We start from the raw sequence: 16,756 nt of genomic DNA on the forward strand, positions 1-16,756 counted from the left end.
GTCATGACGTCGTGCTGCCTACCGAGCATCGGCTGAGGCGGCGCGAGGACTTCGCGACCGCGGTACGACGGGGTCGCCGGGCAGGCCGCCCGCTCCTCGTCGTCCATCTTCGTAGCGGTACCACGGACCCGCACGCGCCTGGGGAGAGCGCTCCCCCGACGCGTGCGGGTTTCGTCGTCAGCAAGGCAGTCGGCGGCGCGGTCGTCCGCAACAAGGTGAAGCGCAGGCTTCGCCACCTGATGCGCGACCGAGTCGCCGAGCTGCCCCCCGGTAGCCTGGTAGTCGTACGAGCGTTGCCCGGTGCGGGCGATGCCGACCATGCACAGTTGGCCCGAGACCTGGACGCCGCTCTGCAGCGGCTGCTGGGAGGGGGCGCGCGATGAAGTACCCGCTGCTGGCTCTGATCAAGCTGTACCAGTGGACGATCAGTCCGCTGCTCGGACCGGTGTGCAAGTACTACCCGTCGTGTTCCCACTACGGCCATACGGCCATCGACCGGCACGGTGCGGTCAAGGGGACGGCGCTCACCGCCTGGCGCATCCTGCGGTGCAACCCGTGGTCGCTCGGCGGCGTGGACCATGTCCCGCCGCGCAAGCGTCCGCGGTGGCACGAAATGCTGCGCAACGCCTGGCACGCACGCAAGGGCGGGACCTCCGCCGCCGGCGCGGCCATCGAGGGCCAGAACCCCTCGAGTCCGGCCGCCGAGACCCCGTCCCATGTCCAAGGAGCATGATTAGTGGACACGATTGCCAGCATTTTCAGCTTCATCACGACACCCGTTTCCTGGGTCATCGTCCAGTTCCACAAGGTGTACGGCGCGATCTTCGGCCCCGACACCGGCTGGGCCTGGGGCTTGTCCATCGTGTCCCTGGTGATCTTGATCCGTATCTGCCTGATCCCGCTCTTCGTGAAGCAGATCAAGTCGACTCGGGCCATGCAGACACTGCAGCCCGAGATGAAGAAGATCCAGGAACGCTACAAGAACGACAAGCAGCGTCAGTCCGAAGAGATGATGAAGCTGTACAAGGAGACGGGCACCAACCCGCTCTCCTCATGCCTTCCCATCCTGGCGCAGTCCCCGTTCTTCTTCGCCCTGTACCACGTGCTCAACGGCATCGCGACGGGCGACACCATCGGTGTCATCAACGATTCGCTGCTGGCCAGCGCCCGTAAGGCCCACATCTTCGGTGCCCCGCTCGCCGCGAAGTTCAGGGACGGCTCCAGCACCGTCCAGGATCTGGGCGCCACGGTCACCGACGTACGCGTCGTCACCGCGATCATGATCATCCTGATGTCGGCGTCGCAGTTCTACACGCAACGCCAGCTGATGACGAAGAACGTCGACACCACGGTGAAGACGCCGTTCATGCAGCAGCAGAAGATGCTGATGTACGTCTTCCCGGTCATGTTCGCCTTCTTCGGCATCAACTTCCCGGTCGGTGTCCTCGTCTACTGGCTGACCACCAACGTGTGGACCATGGGTCAGCAGATGTACGTGATCCGCAACAACCCGACCCCGGGGAGCAAGGCGCAGGCCGCCTACCTGGAGCGCCTGTACAAGCACGTCACGCACCACGGCAAGACCCGCAGCCGCGGTGAGCGCGCCATCGTGAAGGCCATCGTCGCCAAGGGCCGCGATCGCAACGAGTTCGAGCGCAAGTTCATCACCACGCTGAACAAGGCGGGCCTGGCGGCCCAGCCCGACGGCACGGTGACGGCGGGCGTGAACGCCGATGTCGCCGAGACCGAGGACGGTACGTCCACCAGCGCCACCGCCAAGCGCCAGCAGCCCAAGCGCCAGAGCAAGTCCCAGCGTCAGTCGGGCCCCAGGGCGGCAGGCGGTGCCGAGCCGGACACCTCCCCGACGTCGCTGATCAAGTCCGACGAGCCGCAGGACGCCAAGCCGGCCGGAGGGGCCGCCAAGCAGGCAGCCTCCAAGCCGGGTTCCGGTACCCGCAGCAAGGCCCAGTCAGGACAGCGCAAGGGTCCGCAGCGCCCCAAGTCCCCGTCCAAGAAGTAAGAAGGAGTCCATCCCGTGACGGAAGGCACCACCACCTCCGCCGCAGCCGAGGGTGTCGACACCCTGTCCCGCCTGGAGCAGGAGGGTGAGATCGCGGCGGACTACCTTGAGGGTCTGCTGGACATCGCCGACCTCGACGGCGACATCGACATGGACGTCGAGGCCGACCGCGCCGCTGTCTCCATCATCAGCGACGCGGGGGGCCGCGACCTGCAGAAGCTGGTCGGCCGGGACGGCGAGGTGCTGGAGGCCCTCCAGGAACTCACGCGCCTGGCCGTGCACCGGGAGACCGGGGACCGCAGTCGGCTGATGCTCGACATCGCGGGCTACCGCGCCAAGAAGCGTGAGGAGCTCTCGGAGCTGGGCGCCAAGGCCGCGGCCGAGGTCAAGAGCTCCGGTGAGCCCGTCAAGATGAAGCCGATGACCCCGTTCGAGCGCAAGGTCGTGCACGACGCGGTGAAGGCCGCCGGTCTGCGCAGCGAGTCCGAGGGCGAGGAGCCGCAGCGCTTCGTCGTCGTCCTTCCCGCCTGACCGGTACGTACGACCCTCCGGCCCCGTCTGTTGCGCAGACGGGGCCGATCTTTGTCAGCCTGTAGTCCCCGGCAGCTGTTGGTCCTCTGTTCGTCCCCGTGTGGTCCTCGACAGCTCCAGTCCCTGTAGTCCTGGTGAACAGCGCTCAGTGCGCTCATGCGGTACGGAAGGACGGTCCCCCGTGACGGAGGCAGCGGAGCTCCCCCCGGCGCCCGAGCAGGCGCGCGAGGTGTTCGGCGATCGCTTCGCGGACGCGGTCCGATACGCGGAACTGCTCGCGGAGGCCGGTGTGCAGCGCGGTCTGATCGGCCCGCGTGAGGTGCCCCGCCTGTGGGAGCGGCACCTGTTGAACTGTGCGGTGCTCTCCGAGGTCGTGCCGGAGAACGTGACGGTGTGCGATGTGGGTTCGGGCGCCGGCCTGCCCGGCATTCCGCTGGCGCTGGTCAGGGAAGACCTGAAGATCACGCTGCTGGAGCCCCTGCTGCGGCGGACGAACTTTCTCAGTGAAGTCGTCGAGCTGCTGGGCCTGGACCATGTGACGGTCATCCGTGGCCGTGCCGAAGAGGTCATGGGAACGCTCCAGCCGGTCCATGTGGTGACGGCACGTGCGGTGGCTCCACTGGACCGGCTGGCCACCTGGGGCATTCCCTTGCTGCGTCCGTACGGGGAGATGCTCGCGCTCAAGGGGGACACCGCCGAGGAGGAGCTGAAGGCCTCGGCCACCGCGCTGAGCAAGCTCGGGGCGGTTGGGACGTCCATCCTGCATGTGGGTGAGGGTGTGGTGGACCCGCTGTCGACCGTCGTGCGTGTCGAGGTCGGCGAGAGTCCCGGTGGAGTGCGGTTCGCGGCGAAGCGGGCCAAGGCTGCCCGGACGGGGCGGGCGCGTCGGCGGCGCTGATCTTCCCGTTCGTTGATCCGTCCTGACGACGAGACGTACTCCACACAAGCTGCCTAACCTACGCATCTCGGAGTGTCGCGCGGCCTGGGCCCTTCCGGCTGGGCATCTTGTTTCACGTGAAACGTCGCTCACTGCTGCACGGCATCATCAGCCGCGGCCGGGCCGCGGCCGCCCCCCGCGACCGAAAGCCTCTTGGTTCACCCAGAGAGGTAACGGAGTTGTCCACAGAGGTGGATTTCTCCACAGAACACCAGGCCTCACTGGTTCGCGACCCCGAAGGCATGGCAGGCTCTGTTCATTGCGAGCCTGATGTCGAGGAGAGTGAATCCTTGCGGTCCAACGCCAACATCGCGGGACCGATGACCGATCCGGTCCCCGGTCCCCGAACCGAGTCGATCGGGCAGGATGTTTCACGTGAAACACCGCCCCCGATGGACGACACTCCCATCGGTCGTGCTGCCCAATTGGCGGTGGAGGCTCTGGGGCGGGCCGGCGAAGGCCTGCCACGGCCGGAGCAGACCCGTGTCATGGTGGTCGCCAACCAGAAGGGCGGAGTGGGGAAGACGACGACAACCGTCAATCTCGCCGCCTCGTTGGCCCTGCACGGGGCCCGCGTTCTGGTCGTGGACCTCGACCCTCAGGGCAACGCTTCCACGGCGCTGGGGATCGACCATCACGCCGATGTTCCTTCCATCTATGACGTGTTGATCGACAGCAGGCCACTCTCGGAAGTCGTTCAACCGGTCCCCGACGTCGAGGGCCTCTTCTGTGCACCCGCCACCATCGATCTCGCCGGTGCTGAGATCGAGCTGGTGTCCCTGGTGGCGAGAGAGAGCCGGCTTGAGCGAGCGATCCAGGCGTATGAGCAGCCTCTGGACTACATCCTCATCGACTGCCCGCCCTCGCTCGGTCTGCTGACGGTCAACGCGCTGGTCGCCGGTGCCGAGGTGCTCATCCCGATCCAGTGCGAGTACTACGCGCTGGAAGGCTTGGGTCAGCTGTTGCGCAATGTCGATCTGGTGCGGGCCCACCTCAACCGCGACCTTCAGGTAACGACGATTCTGCTCACCATGTACGACGGCCGGACGCGTCTCGCGTCCCAGGTCGCGGACGAGGTGCGCAACCACTTCGGCGACGAGGTGCTGCGGACGAGCATTCCGCGCTCGGTCCGTATCTCCGAGGCGCCGAGTTATGGACAGACGGTGCTCACCTACGATCCAGGATCGAGTGGGGCCCTGTCCTATCTTGAGGCGGCCCGGGAAATCGCGCTGAAGGGTGTCGGCGTCAGCTATGACGCGCAGCACGTCCACATCGGCGCACAGAGCGAACAGAGCATCGTGGAGGGTATCCAGTGAGCGAGCGACGGAGGGGGTTGGGCCGTGGTCTCGGCGCACTGATCCCATCGGCACCGACCGGAGACAGGCCGACGCCACCGGCGATGGGGGGCACTGCCTCCACCTCACCGGCGGCGGTTCCGGTCCTCACCGCCGAGCGTGGAGTGGCTGCGGCGAAGGTGGCCGCGCTCCCGAATGTTTCACGTGAAACAGAGGATGCTTCCTCGAACGGCTTCGGAGAGTCCCCGGCGCCTCCGATCGGTGCGCACTTCGCCGAGTTGCCCATCGACTCGATCACGCCGAACCCGCGACAGCCGCGTGATGTGTTCGACGAGGACGCATTGGCGGAACTGGTCACCTCCATCAAGGAGGTCGGTCTCCTTCAGCCTGTCGTCGTACGGCAGGTGGGTCCCACCAGCTACGAGCTCATCATGGGCGAGCGGCGCTGGAGGGCGTGCAGGGAAGCGGGCCTGGAGGCGATCCCGGCGATCGTGCGGGCCACGGATGACGAGAAGCTCCTCCTGGACGCGCTGCTGGAAAACCTCCACCGGGCTCAGCTGAACCCGCTGGAAGAGGCGGCGGCCTACGATCAGCTGCTCAAGGACTTCCACTGCACGCACGATCAGCTGGCGGACCGGATCGGCCGCTCCCGCCCGCAGGTCTCCAACACCCTGCGTCTACTGAAGCTCTCGCCGGCGGTCCAGCGTCGGGTGGCCGCCGGAGTCCTGTCCGCCGGGCACGCCCGGGCGCTTCTCTCCGTGGACGATTCGGAGGAGCAGGACAGGCTGGCTCACCGGATCGTGGCCGAGGGGCTGTCGGTACGGGCCGTCGAGGAGATCGTGACCCTGATGGGTTCACGGCCGCAGACGGCCGCGAGGGGCAAGGGGCCGCGGGCGGGCGCCCTGGTGTCTCCGGCCCTGACCGATCTTGCCGGTCGCCTCTCGGACCGCTTCGAGACGCGGGTGAAGGTCGACCTGGGACAGAAGAAGGGCAAGATCACCGTCGAGTTCGCCTCGATGGAGGACCTTGAGCGCATTCTCAGCTCCCTGGCCCCGGGTGAGGGTCCGGTCCTTCAGAAGAGCCTTCTGGACGACGACTCCGAGGAGTCGGAGGACTGAGGAGCTTGGCCGGCCAGGGCGGTTACCGCTCGATCGGCGGCCGGAGCGGGCTGTGTCCGGTGTACAGGCGGACACAGCCCGCTCTTTGCTTTCATGCGCTATCGATGCAATCGCTTCGTCGATACGATGCGTTTGGGTATGGCGCATCCACCTGGCAGCACCTCTGAGTTGGGGAGGCGGGGGTCATGCGAATCGTGAGCCGCACCGGACTGATGAGCGCGGGTCTGGGACTGGGCGCCGTCGGCGGGTTCGTCGGCAGTCTGGTCAGGGAACGAAACGCTCTGACAGCCGCTCGCGACGCTGCGGGCGAAGGAAGCGAGGAACAGCCTTCATGGGGCGTCGGCTCGTACCGCTCACGCTGGACAACCTTCCGGACCTTCCCAAGCGCTGCCGCACGTGCGTCTTCTGGGAGCTGGACCCCGTCAGCGGGGAAGCCGCGGTAAAGGCGGGGACACCCGCGCTGGAGAAGGAAGCGTGGATCTCAGCTGTTCTCCTGGACTGGGGTTCCTGCGGCCGTGTCGTGTACGTCGACGACAATCCGGTGGGCTTTGCGCTCTACGCGCCTCCGGCCTACGTTCCCCGGGCCACGGCGTTTCCCACGAGCCCGGTCTCGCCTGACGCGGTGCAGTTGATGACCGCGTTCATCATGCCGGGTTACCAGGGGCAGGGACTGGGGCGCGTGATGGTGCAGACGGTGGCCAAGGATCTTCTGCGGAGGGGCTTCAAGGCGATCGAGGCTTTCGGGGACGCCCGCTGGAAGGAGACGGCCTGCGTCCTGCCCGCAGACCATCTTCTCGCTGTGGGCTTCAAGACGGTGCGGCCCCATCCCGTGCACCCTCGGCTTCGGTTGGAGCTGCGGACGACGCTCTCCTGGAAGGAAGACGTGGAGATGGCAATCGATCGGCTGCTGGGAGCAGTACACAAGGAGCCGGCACTTCGGCCGCTCTGAGACGTGATGCAAAGCGAGTGGGCCGACCCTTTAGGGTCGGCCCACTCGTGTTTCACGTGAAACATCGGCTGTCACGCTGAAGTGCTAGCCGATGAAGTCCTCAAGGTCACGCACGATCGCGGCCTTCGGCTTGGCGCCGACGATGGTCTTGGCGACCTCGCCACCCTGGTAGACGTTCAGGGTCGGGATGGACATCACGCCGTACTTGGCGGCGATACCCGGGTTCTCGTCGATGTTGAGCTTGACGACCTCGATCTTGTCGCCGTACTCGGCGGCGATAGCCTCAAGCGACGGCGCGATCTGGCGGCACGGTCCGCACCAGGCGGCCCAGAAGTCCACCAGGACGGGCTTGTCATTCTTGAGGACGTCCTCGTCGAAGGAATCGTCGGTCACGTTCTTCAGGGTGCCGGCCACAGGGGGCTCCTTTTACTCGGTGCTGCGGTGGGGCGGGAGGGGGTCAGACAGAGGTCTTCTCAGGCTCGGCCTGCTGCTCGTTGTCCGCCAAGCCGGCGAGGAAGCGCTCGGCGTCCAGAGCGGAGGCGCAGCCGGTCCCGGACGCGGTGATCGCCTGGCGGTAGGTGTGGTCGACCACGTCTCCGGCGCCGAAGACACCGCTCAGGTTGGTCCGCGTCGAGGGAGCTTCGACCTTCAGGTAGCCCTCTTCGTCGAGGTCCAGCTGACCCTTGAAGAGCTCGGTTCGTGGGTCGTGGCCGACAGCGATGAACAGGCCTGTCACGGCCAGGTCGGACAGTTCGCCGGTCTTGACGTTGCGCAGCTTCAGCCCGGCGAGCTTCGGGTCGCCCTGGATCTCGGCGACCTCGCTGTCCCAGGCGAACTTGATCTTCGGGTCGGCGAAGGCGCGATCCTGCATCGTCTTGGAGGCGCGCAGCGTGTCACGGCGGTGGACGATCGTCACCGATTTCGCGAAGCGGGAGAGGAAGGTCGCCTCTTCCATCGCGGTGTCGCCACCGCCGATCACGGCGATGTCCTGGTCCTTGAAGAAGAAGCCGTCGCATGTCGCGCACCAGGAGACTCCACGGCCGGACAGGGCGTCCTCGTTCGGCAGGCCGAGCTTGCGGTGCTGCGAGCCCGTGGCGACGATGACGGCCTTCGCCTTGTGTACGGTGCCCGCGGTGTCCGTGACAGTCTTGATGTCACCCGTGAGGTCGACGGCGACGATGTCGTCCGCAACGAGTTCCGCGCCGAAGCGCTCGGACTGGGCGCGCATGTTGTCCATGAGCTCGGGGCCCATGATGCCGTCCTGGAAGCCGGGGAAGTTCTCCACCTCGGTGGTGTTCATGAGCGCGCCACCGGCGGTGACGGCGCCCTCGAAGACCAGAGGCTTCAGCGACGCGCGTGCGGTATAGAGCGCCGCCGTGTAGCCGGCGGGCCCTGAGCCGATGATGATCACGTTACGGACGTCGCTCACGGCGTGTTTCCTCGTTTCTGGACGGCTTCGTCTGACCGGTGGGAGCCTCTCTCAGAACTCTCACCCCACCCAACGGATCCTACGGGGCCCGCATTCCCGCTGTGTCCGGGCACACAGGGGCGTCACTCGGCAAGGGATGCCAGGGCAGGGGAGGCGAAGCGTCCGCGCTCAGGAACGCGCGTAGGACCGCGTCAGCAGAACCTCTGCCGGGACCGACGGCTGCTTCACACAGGCCGAGTCGACGACGTAAGCGGTGACGCGGGTGTCGTCGCCCGCTGCGGGCAGCAGCACGAGGTACGCGTCGGTGCCGTCATAGGTGCCTTGCTTGACGCCGAGGACGGATGTGTCGGTGCGCCCGATGCCTTTCAGGACGCACGCGGGCACCGATGTCGGCTTGATGAGGGTTTCCGGGTGTTCGTTGGTCGTCAGGTCGCTGGGGTGATCCTGCATGCCGACCGACGGACCCCCGTTGCGGGTGCTCTTCTTGCCGCCCTGGCCTTTGAGTAGTTCGGCGACCTGGCTCTCCACTTTTTGCCCGGAGAACGTGCTCGCGGCCTCGGGCTGTTTGTTGTCATCGCCCAGAGACGACATCAGCAGGGAGCCGAGCCCCAGGGCGGCGGCGGTGAAGGCGGTGCCCAGGACAAGGGTCCGGCGCCGTACGCGCCGTGTGCCGGTCTTGCGGCCGGGCCCGGTGGCCGCGTGAGCGTACCCGGTCGGACGGTCCGCTGGACGGTCGGGGGGAGTCGATGTTTCACGTGAAACATGCGCCTCCTCGGCCTCTGCGGCGAGGGCGGCGTCGATGCGGCCGACGATGTCGTCCGGCATGCGCGCAGGGCTCGGCATTGAGCCGAGGAGGCCCCGGATCTCCTCCAGGGAGGCGTACACGTCGGCGCAGAGAACGCACTCGTCCAGGTGCTGTCGTACGTACGAGGTCCGGGACGGTGCGAGCAGGCCTTCGGTGAGGTCGGTGATCTCCGTGACGTCCGGGTGTCCGGCCGTGTCCGTCGTGGATGTCACGCTCGCCCACCTCCGCCCTTCACAGCATTCGAATCGCTTGGCCCTGCGTCCTTCGGTCCCGCTGCGGGTGGGACGGATGTCCCCTGCGCCCGGTTCCGTCCGTCACCTGATTCCTTTCCGCCACCGGTGTTTTCCGGGCGGAGGTGGGTGAGGAGCGGCAGGAGTCTGGCTCTGCCTCGGGCGCAACGGCTCTTCACCGTCCCGGTGGGCACGTCCAGGACACGGGCGGCCTCCGCGACCGGGTAGCCCTGCATGTCCACCAGGACGAGGGCCGCGCGCTGGTCGGGCGGGAGGGTGCCGAGCGCTTCGATGAGCTGGCGGTGCAGGTCGTTGCGCTCGGCCGGAGCCGACGCCGACTCGTGCGGCTCAAGCAGTTGCTCCAGCCGTTCGGTGTCGTCGACCGGGGAGGTCTTGCGGGAGACTGCCTTACGCGCGCGGTCCAGACAGGCGTTCACCGTGATGCGGTGCAGCCAGGTCGTGACGGCCGACTGGCCCCTGAAGGTGTGGGCGGCCCGGTAGGCGGAGACGAGGGCGTCCTGGACGGCGTCAGCGGCCTCCTCGCGGTCCCCCAGCGTCCGCAGAGCCACCGCCCAGAGCCGGTCACGATGCCGACGCACGATCTCACCGAAGGCGTCGGGGTCACCGTCGACATGGCGGGCGAGGAGGTCCTGATCGCTCACTCCGTCGAACGCGGTGCCTTCCGCCATGGGCCCCCTTCCCTTCGGTGGATCGTCAGCCGGTGAACTTGAGGTCTGTTATGGCCTGCTTGAAGCCCGCGATGCTGAACGAGTCACCGGATGCATACGGCAGGGCGGTGAACCAGACCAGCACGTACTGGCTCTTCACGGGCTTGGCGACCGTGACCTTGGCGGTGGTGTCCTCGGTCGTCACCGTACCGAGCTTCGTCATCGAGGTCAGAGGGACCGACGAACTCGATGAATCCGTCGCGTACAGCGTGACCGTGGTGTGGTCCCCGCCGAAGAGGAGCCCTATTGAAGCGGCCGAGACCTCTTTGGCCGAGCCGAAGTCGTAGACGATGCCCACGCCGGGCTTGTACGCCGGGTTCATGTCCGGACCGTCGGTGTAGCTCGCGGTGCGCCAGTACGTCGAGCTGTCGTTGTCGTACGTCTTGTCCACGTCTTCGGGGTGCTGGGCTTTGCCCTTGGCGACGTACTCCTCCGCGCCCTGGATCTTCAGTGTGGTGACCGGCTTCGCCTTGTCGGTGTTCTTGTCGTTGTCGTCCGGTGTCTGGGTCTGCTTGGTGTCGTCGGAGCCGCTGCGGTCGATGAGCGCATCCGCCAGCTGCCAACTGCCCAGGCCCAGCGCAGCGATCAGCAGCGCCGACACTGCCCACTTCAGGGCCTTGCCTGTGCGGCTCTGCAGTGGGGGCGGCGGGGTGGGCAGGGGCTGTGTGAGGCCCGGGCGCGGCGCCTGGCGGCCGTATGAGCCCTGTTGGTAGGTGGTGCGCTGGTAGTCGGGCGGGGCCGTGAAGACCGGCTCCGGCGGGCGGATGCGGGGCATCTCACCGATCGCCTTGACCAGTTCCTCGGGCGTCGTGCACGGGGACTCGTGGCGTGAGGCGGTGGCCCCGTCGTTTGCGAGCGCGCGCATCGCGAGCTCCGACAGACCGCGGTGCACACCGGCCCGTACCTGGTCGGGCGCGATCAGACCGACGCCCTTGGGTAGCCCGGACAGGCCGTATGCGTCGTTCTCGTACGGCCAGCGCTGGGTGAGCGAGGCGTACAGCAGGGCGCCGATCGCCTCCGTGTCGGCGCGCTGCGGGGTCTCGGACGTGATGCCGCGCAGCGCGGCGTTGACCGCGAGGCCGCGTACACGCCACTGGCCGGACGAGCTCCGCAGGATGGTGCCCGGGGTCAGGCGCAGATGCGCGAGGCCCTCCCGGTGGGCGGCCGCCATGGCGGAGGCGATCTGGCTGACCATCTGGTAGGCGTCGTGCGCCTCCAGTGGGCCGGCGGCCAGAAGTGCGGTCAGCTCAGTGGCGTCGGGCAGCCACTCGTGGACGACGTACACGAGGTCGTTCTCCTCGACGGCGTCGAGGACCTGCACGAAGCGGGGGTCGCCGAGGAGCGCCGAGGAGCGGGCCGCGGCCAGCACGGAACGTGCCCGTGAGTGGTCCGCGGGCAGGATGTGCACGCCGACGGCGCGACGCAGTTTCTCGTCGACCGCGCGCCAACTGCTGAATCCGTCCAGACGGGTGACGCACTCCTCCAGGCGGTAGCGCTTGGCGAGTTTGTGGCCGCTGTGCAGTTCGGGCGGTGAGGCCTTTCCGGGACTCTCGGTCCCGCCGCTCCCCTGTGCCTCGTCGTTCTCCGTGTCCCGCTCCCGGTTCTGGGCCACGCCGTCGGCCGTGGACTCGTCCGCCTGCGCGGTCAGCGGCTCGTCGCCGCTGTTGGCTGCCACGTCGACGGCAGCCGTGCTCCGTTCAGCCACCGTCGCTCCTGCCTCCCCATCATGTGCGAGCTCTCCGACGCCAAACCCAATTGTGCCCACACTCCGTCGCTCTGCACGACACGCGGTGGCGGACGATGGTTGTGCGCTTTCCCTCGACTCATCGTCCCAGTCGCCCGCGCACCATACCCACCAACGAGTTCAGTTCCTCAATGCGCATACGGCGGGCGGCGACGTAGAAGACGACGAGCAGGACGGCACCGCCCCCGAGGAGGGAGGCGAAGGAGCCGCCGACGCCCTGGCCCAGAGTGTGGCCGATGCCGTAGCAGGCCGCGCCGCTGAGGAGCGCGGCCGGTACCGAGGCGATGCTCAGCCGGGCGTACGTCCGCAGGACACGGGTGCCGTCGAGGTCGCCGCCCAGCCGCTTGCGCAGCCGGTTCCAGGCGACGCCGACACCGATCGCGTATGCGAGACCGTACGAGGCGGCCATGCCTGCCACGGCCCACCGGGTCGGGAGCAGGAAAAAGCAGAGGGCGGAGGCCGTCGCGTTGACGGCGGCCACGATCACCGTGTTGTAGAAGGGAGTGCGGGTGTCTTCATACGCGTAGAAGGCACGCAGGACGACGTACTGCACGGAGTAGGGGATCAGGCCGAGGGCGAAGGCCATCAGCATGAAGCCCATGTTGGTTGCCCCGGTGGTGCCCGAGGAGCCGAAGATCAGGGTGCACATAGGGATGCCGAGAGCCACGAAGCCGAAGGCGATGGGCACGATCGCGACGGCGGTGGTGCGCAGTCCTTGGGAGATGTCGTCCCGGACCGCGCCGTTGTCCCCCTCGTGGGCCGAGCGGGCCAGCCGCGGCAGCAGGGCGGCCATCAGGGAGACCGTGATGATGGCCTGCGGCAGGCCCCAGACGAGCTGCGCGTTGGCGTAGGCCGCGAAGCCGGTGCCCTTGATCTTGGGGTTCTCGCCGGTGGCGGCGGTGGCCAGTTGGGTGACGACGAGAGCGCCCGCCTGGTTGGCGAGAACGAACAGGATCGTCCACTTGGCGAGCATCGCGGCCTTGCCGAGACCGTGGCCCCTCCAGTCGAAGCGCAGCCGCATCCTGAAGCCGGCCTCGCGCAGATACGGGAACATCGCGAGGGCCTGGACGACGAGGCCGAGCAGCACACCGATGCCTAGGAGCCGCTGCCCCTCCGGCGGGATGCTGGTGACCTCCATGCCGGAGTCCGCCGCGCTGCCGTAGACCCAGATGAACATGCCGAGGGTGACGATGATGACGATGTTGTTCAGGACCGGCGTCCACATCATCGCGCCGAACTTGCCGCGCGCGTTGAGGATCTGCCCCATCACGACGTGGATGCCCATGAAGAAGATGGTGGGCAGGAAGTAGCGGGTGAAGGTGACGGCCACCTCGTTGGCCGCCGGATTGTCGGCGATCTCCACCGACAGCGCGCGGACCAGTAGGGGAGCCGCGAGGACCGCGAGCGCGGTGAGTGCGCCCAGGGCCAGCATGACGAGGGTCAGCAGACGGTTGGCGAAGGCCTCGCCGCCGTCCTCGTCCTCCTTCATGGCGCGCACGAGCTGCGGGACGAAGACGGAGTTGAGGCCGCCACCGACGGTCAGGATGTAGATCATGGTGGGCAGCTGGTAGGCGACCTGGAAGGAGTCGCCCAGCATGCCGAGGCCGAGGGCCGACACGATCAGTGCGGAGCGGACGAAGCCGGTGAGGCGGGAGACCATCGTGCCCGCCGCCATGACGGCGCTCGACTTCAGCAGGCCCGTGGCCCGACCGCCCTTCTTGGGGGTCGTCGGTGACGCGGCCGGGGCGGTCGCCGCTTGAGGGGTGAGCTGCATCGTGGCGTCCGACGTCGGAACCTGGGCCCGCGGGACCGGGCTCTGGCCCGGCGCGGGCGAGGGAGACGGCCCGGGTACCACCGGAGGCTCCATGGGCCCCTGTCCGCTGCCCTGCTGCTGGTCCCGGAACAGATGGGCGAAGGCGTCCGGCTCGTGCCGTTGCTCGCCGGCCTGGGAGACCAGGGCGTCGACGCCCACGTACTGGGTGGTGCGGGGATCGTCGCCGTACGGCAGGTACTGAGTGGCTCCGTCCGGCTCGGGGGCCGGGGTCTGGGCCCACACGTTCGGGTCGGGGGCGTACGGCGACTGGGCGGGTTGTCCGTAGAGCGGGGGCTGCGGCTGATGGGTCCCGGGGGGCGGCGGGGGGTGCGCGGCGCGGTCGTAGAGCGCCTCGGCCACTGGGTCCTGGGCGGAGAGATCCTGTGCCCGGTACGGGTCCTGTGCGTAGGCGTCCTGGAGATACGCGTCCGCGGGGGGCTGCGCCGGCACCTGGCCGTGCTCGGGCGGCGGGCCCTCGGGGTGGCCCGAGTCGCCCGCGCCCTGACCGCGGTCACCGTCGTACGGCGCGTTCATGCTTACTCCACCTCATCGTTCACCGGGCCCACCGGCCACGACATAGCTCAACGGTCCACTCTCTCACCCGTTCCGGACGGGTCGGCGCTTTCCGATGCGGTGTTCGGCGTCGGGTCACTCGGCTGCTCCGGGGCGTCCGCTTGCACTGTTGCGTCCGACTCCCCCTTAGGACGGCTCTCGTCGCCGTTGTGGTTCTCGGCGTCGGCGTTCTCACCGGTGGCCTCGTCCTCGTGCCCGTCGCCGGGCTCCTGGGCTCGCCGGGCCGCGGCGCGCTTGCGCTGCGTGTACATGCGCAGTCCGGCGAGTACGAGCAGCAGGAAGCCGCCGCCGATGACGAGCATCGCCATGGCCGTGAACTCGGTGACCCGTACGTCGAAGGCGACAGCCGGCCCGTATTTCTGGCCGTCCTTCGTGTAGAGCTGGGCGATCACGGTGATCGGGCCGTTGGCGTTGGACGAGGTGGTGAACTTCACCGACTGGCTGTGCCCGCCGGTGACGGCGACGGACTGCTCCTGGTAGTCGTTGTCGCCGATCTTGAGCCGGGTCGGGTTCGTCGAGGTGACCCGCAGCACGAGGTTGTCCACGGGCTGGACGAGGTTGTTCTGGACGGTCACCGGGATCGTGGCGCTGCCGCCGGAGAGCTTCGTCTCGGACTTCTCGATCAGCTTGACCTGGTTGGTCAGATCGTTGAGGTGCGACTCCACGCCTCTGCGGAAACTGATCGCCTCGCCGGACCGGCCGCGCCACGACGTAGCCATCTCACGGTTGATCGCGCGTCCGAAGGGGGTCTCCACGCGTGTCTTGTCAGTGAGAATGATCTTGAAGTTGTCGAGCTTGTCCTGCGTGGTCGCGATCTGTGAGAAGGCCGACTGCGGTAGCTGCTGCCTGCGCAGTGTGGCGGGGTACGAGGACGCCGAGGGCACCTTGGTGGTGGCGCCAGGGTCCGGCTTGGTGTCGGCGGTCGCGGTGAGTTCCTGGGACTCGGACCAGTTCGAGTCCTGGAGCGCGGTGATCGCCTTCTCCATCGTCTGGGCCTGGCTCGCGGACGGCATGCGCTGCGGGGCGACGACGATGGTGCGCTGCTTGTCGGTCTGAAGGGTGGTTGTCAGGCTCGTGGCGAGGAACTTCTGCACCGCGAGCGTGGAGCTGCCGGCACGCGTCAGGTCGCTCTGGAACGCAGTGGACAGCCGCGTGTCCGCGACCACCGCTGTGGTGCCGCCGCCGATGGGGCGGGCCGCGGAAGGCGTGTACGGCAGGTCGCCGGTCTCCTTCAGGCTGTCGCTGCGCGCGATCACCTTGTCGGCTCCCGCCGAGGTGGCGATCTTGACGATCGACGGGTCGACGGCACCGTTCACCGGCCATGCGAAGTCGGTGCTCGGCGTGACGTGGAGGATCGTCTCCACGGTGTCGGTGGCGACGTCCGTGGCGCTCTTGAGGTGGCTCAGAGTGCCGGTGACGTTCTTGCCGTTGTGCGCGATGGAGGCGAGGTCGGGGTCGCCGAAGGGGAGAGCGACGACCTCCTTGCCCTCGACGGCGTCCTGGAGTTCGGCGAGCCATTGCTTGGCGACCGCCTGACCGGTTCCGGGTGTACTGGTGCCGCCGGCGCCCTGGATGCCGTAGCTGCCGATCATCGCGTCGACGGAGGCCAGCAGGTCGGGGTCGATCACCCAGGTGACGTCGAGCCCTTTGCCCAGGGACAGCATCTGCTCCAGGCGTCCTCCCGGGGAGATCTCCGCGGCGAGGTCGTCGTTGAGGAAGACGGGCGTCTGCTGTTCGCCCGGGCCGGTCTCCGCCGTCATGTGGACCGTGGAGATCAACGGCCACAGATAGGTCGTCCGGGTTCTGGTGTCCGCCTCCTCGGGCTGCCACGGCAGGAAGGTCCGCTGGATTCCCAGCACCTGCTCGTAGGGCGCAGTGGCCGTCTCACCGGACAGCGAGACGCCGAGCTGGTAGACGCCGTCCTGGCCGAGATCCAGCTTGTCGACCGGTACGGAGATGGTGAACGGCTGAGCGACGCCCGGCGGGAGCTTCGAGAACTTCTCCACGTACTTGCCGCCGACCTCTGTCCCGTCTGCGCCCGATACGTAGTCGGTGCGCGCGGCGACGTCGTCGATCCCCGAGCGGGTGGTCAGCAGCTGCCCCACGCGCAGGTCCACATGAGCGTCCGTGACCGCCTTCTTGCCCTTGTTGGTCACCGTGCCGGACACGGTCAGCGTGTCCCCGTCCGTGGGGGCGCTGGGGGTGAGCGAGTCGAGGGAGACGACCACCGGGTCGGACCCCGCGGCATACGCGGGCTGCACGGCGGGTAGTTGGAGGAGACCAGCCAGCAGGGGCGCCCCCGTGAGCAGCACTCCGGCTCGCCGGAACCACCGGCGCGCGAGAGAGGGAGTCAGCCCCGGGAAGTCTGCCGCCTCGGCCACGCGTTCGCCCGTCCCTCGTCGTCAGTGGTCGTCGGAATGTGCGTCCACGCATGGTAACGATGCGCGCTGAGGGGAAGTGCCGCGGACTGCTCCACAAGATCGTGGAACATGGTCCGGCTGTCCCCTATGTGCGTGTATTGATGGACGAGTCCCCGGTGTTCCGCGTGGACGTTTTATGGAGGAGCGGGCTGTCGCTCGGGCCA

15 protein-coding genes are annotated in these 16,756 nt (G+C 67.8%); 8 read left to right on the forward strand and 7 right to left on the reverse strand.

Annotation, left to right across the window (positions count from 1 at the left end; translation table 11 throughout):
• The first annotated feature begins 11 nt into the window (after positions 1 to 11).
• The 8 genes from rnpA (at position 12) to PV734_RS11395 (ending at position 6,850) form a co-directional block, all read left to right on the forward strand.
• Positions 12 to 383 (forward strand): ribonuclease P protein component, encoded by a 372-nt coding sequence (gene rnpA / locus PV734_RS11360; protein WP_235476823.1) that lies wholly within the window; start codon positions 12 to 14, stop codon positions 381 to 383.
• Entirely contained in the window at positions 380 to 733 is a 354-nt protein-coding gene (gene yidD, locus PV734_RS11365; RefSeq protein ID WP_105970238.1) for a membrane protein insertion efficiency factor YidD, read from the forward strand. The genes rnpA and yidD overlap by 4 nt, the downstream gene beginning before the upstream one ends.
• A gap of 3 nt (positions 734 to 736) precedes the next feature.
• A complete protein-coding gene (yidC, locus tag PV734_RS11370; protein WP_319289389.1) occupies positions 737 to 2,020 on the forward strand; it encodes a membrane protein insertase YidC in 1,284 nt (427 codons plus the stop codon).
• A gap of 15 nt (positions 2,021 to 2,035) precedes the next feature.
• Positions 2,036 to 2,551, forward strand: a complete 516-nt coding sequence (locus tag PV734_RS11375) for a protein jag (protein ID WP_006381195.1) — start codon at positions 2,036 to 2,038, stop codon at positions 2,549 to 2,551.
• 181 nt (positions 2,552 to 2,732) lie between these two features.
• On the forward strand, positions 2,733 to 3,449 hold the full coding sequence (gene rsmG, locus PV734_RS11380) for a 16S rRNA (guanine(527)-N(7))-methyltransferase RsmG (RefSeq protein WP_319097746.1): 717 nt from the start codon (positions 2,733 to 2,735) through the stop codon (positions 3,447 to 3,449).
• Between the two features lie 281 nt (positions 3,450 to 3,730).
• Positions 3,731 to 4,804 carry a ParA family protein gene (locus tag PV734_RS11385; RefSeq protein ID WP_319097789.1) on the forward strand — a complete coding sequence of 358 codons (1,074 nt, stop codon included), beginning with the start codon at positions 3,731 to 3,733 and terminating at the stop codon, positions 4,802 to 4,804.
• Positions 4,801 to 5,901, forward strand: coding sequence for a ParB/RepB/Spo0J family partition protein (locus tag PV734_RS11390; protein ID WP_319097748.1), 1,101 nt, complete (start codon positions 4,801 to 4,803; stop codon positions 5,899 to 5,901). Before PV734_RS11385 ends, PV734_RS11390 begins: the two co-directional genes overlap by 4 nt.
• Positions 5,902 to 6,232: 331 nt before the next feature.
• Positions 6,233 to 6,850 (forward strand): GNAT family N-acetyltransferase, encoded by a 618-nt coding sequence (locus PV734_RS11395; RefSeq protein WP_319097750.1) that lies wholly within the window; start codon positions 6,233 to 6,235, stop codon positions 6,848 to 6,850.
• An 84-nt stretch (positions 6,851 to 6,934) separates the two neighbouring features.
• Here the strand turns inward: PV734_RS11395 and trxA are convergent, their stop codons facing one another.
• The 7 genes from trxA to PV734_RS11430 all read right to left on the reverse strand — a co-directional run bounded on the left by trxA (position 6,935) and on the right by PV734_RS11430 (position 16,553).
• Positions 6,935 to 7,264 carry a thioredoxin gene (trxA, locus tag PV734_RS11400; protein WP_006374396.1) on the reverse strand — a complete coding sequence of 110 codons (330 nt, stop codon included), beginning with the start codon at positions 7,262 to 7,264 and terminating at the stop codon, positions 6,935 to 6,937.
• A gap of 43 nt (positions 7,265 to 7,307) precedes the next feature.
• Positions 7,308 to 8,279: a thioredoxin-disulfide reductase gene (trxB, locus tag PV734_RS11405; RefSeq protein ID WP_319097752.1), complete on the reverse strand. Its 972-nt coding sequence runs from the start codon at positions 8,277 to 8,279 to the stop codon at positions 7,308 to 7,310.
• A 168-nt stretch (positions 8,280 to 8,447) separates the two neighbouring features.
• Entirely contained in the window at positions 8,448 to 9,296 is an 849-nt protein-coding gene (locus PV734_RS11410; protein ID WP_319097754.1) for a hypothetical protein, read from the reverse strand.
• The gene (gene sigM / locus PV734_RS11415) at positions 9,293 to 10,003 is read right to left on the reverse strand and encodes an RNA polymerase sigma factor SigM (RefSeq protein WP_319289390.1); all 711 of its coding nucleotides are present in this window, start codon (positions 10,001 to 10,003) and stop codon (positions 9,293 to 9,295) included. Before sigM ends, PV734_RS11410 begins: the two co-directional genes overlap by 4 nt.
• 25 nt (positions 10,004 to 10,028) lie before the next feature.
• Positions 10,029 to 11,747, reverse strand: coding sequence for a protein kinase family protein (locus tag PV734_RS11420; RefSeq protein WP_319289391.1), 1,719 nt, complete (start codon positions 11,745 to 11,747; stop codon positions 10,029 to 10,031).
• 118 nt (positions 11,748 to 11,865) lie between these two features.
• On the reverse strand, positions 11,866 to 14,133 hold the full coding sequence (gene murJ, locus PV734_RS11425; RefSeq protein ID WP_319289392.1) for a murein biosynthesis integral membrane protein MurJ: 2,268 nt from the start codon (positions 14,131 to 14,133) through the stop codon (positions 11,866 to 11,868).
• A 47-nt stretch (positions 14,134 to 14,180) separates the two neighbouring features.
• Positions 14,181 to 16,553 carry a DUF6049 family protein gene (locus PV734_RS11430; RefSeq protein WP_319289393.1) on the reverse strand — a complete coding sequence of 791 codons (2,373 nt, stop codon included), beginning with the start codon at positions 16,551 to 16,553 and terminating at the stop codon, positions 14,181 to 14,183.
• Positions 16,554 to 16,756: the final 203 nt, after the last annotated feature.

It is taken from the genome of Streptomyces sp. AK08-02 (genome assembly GCF_033795085.1).
Taxonomy (GTDB): domain Bacteria; phylum Actinomycetota; class Actinomycetes; order Streptomycetales; family Streptomycetaceae; genus Streptomyces; species Streptomyces echiniscabiei.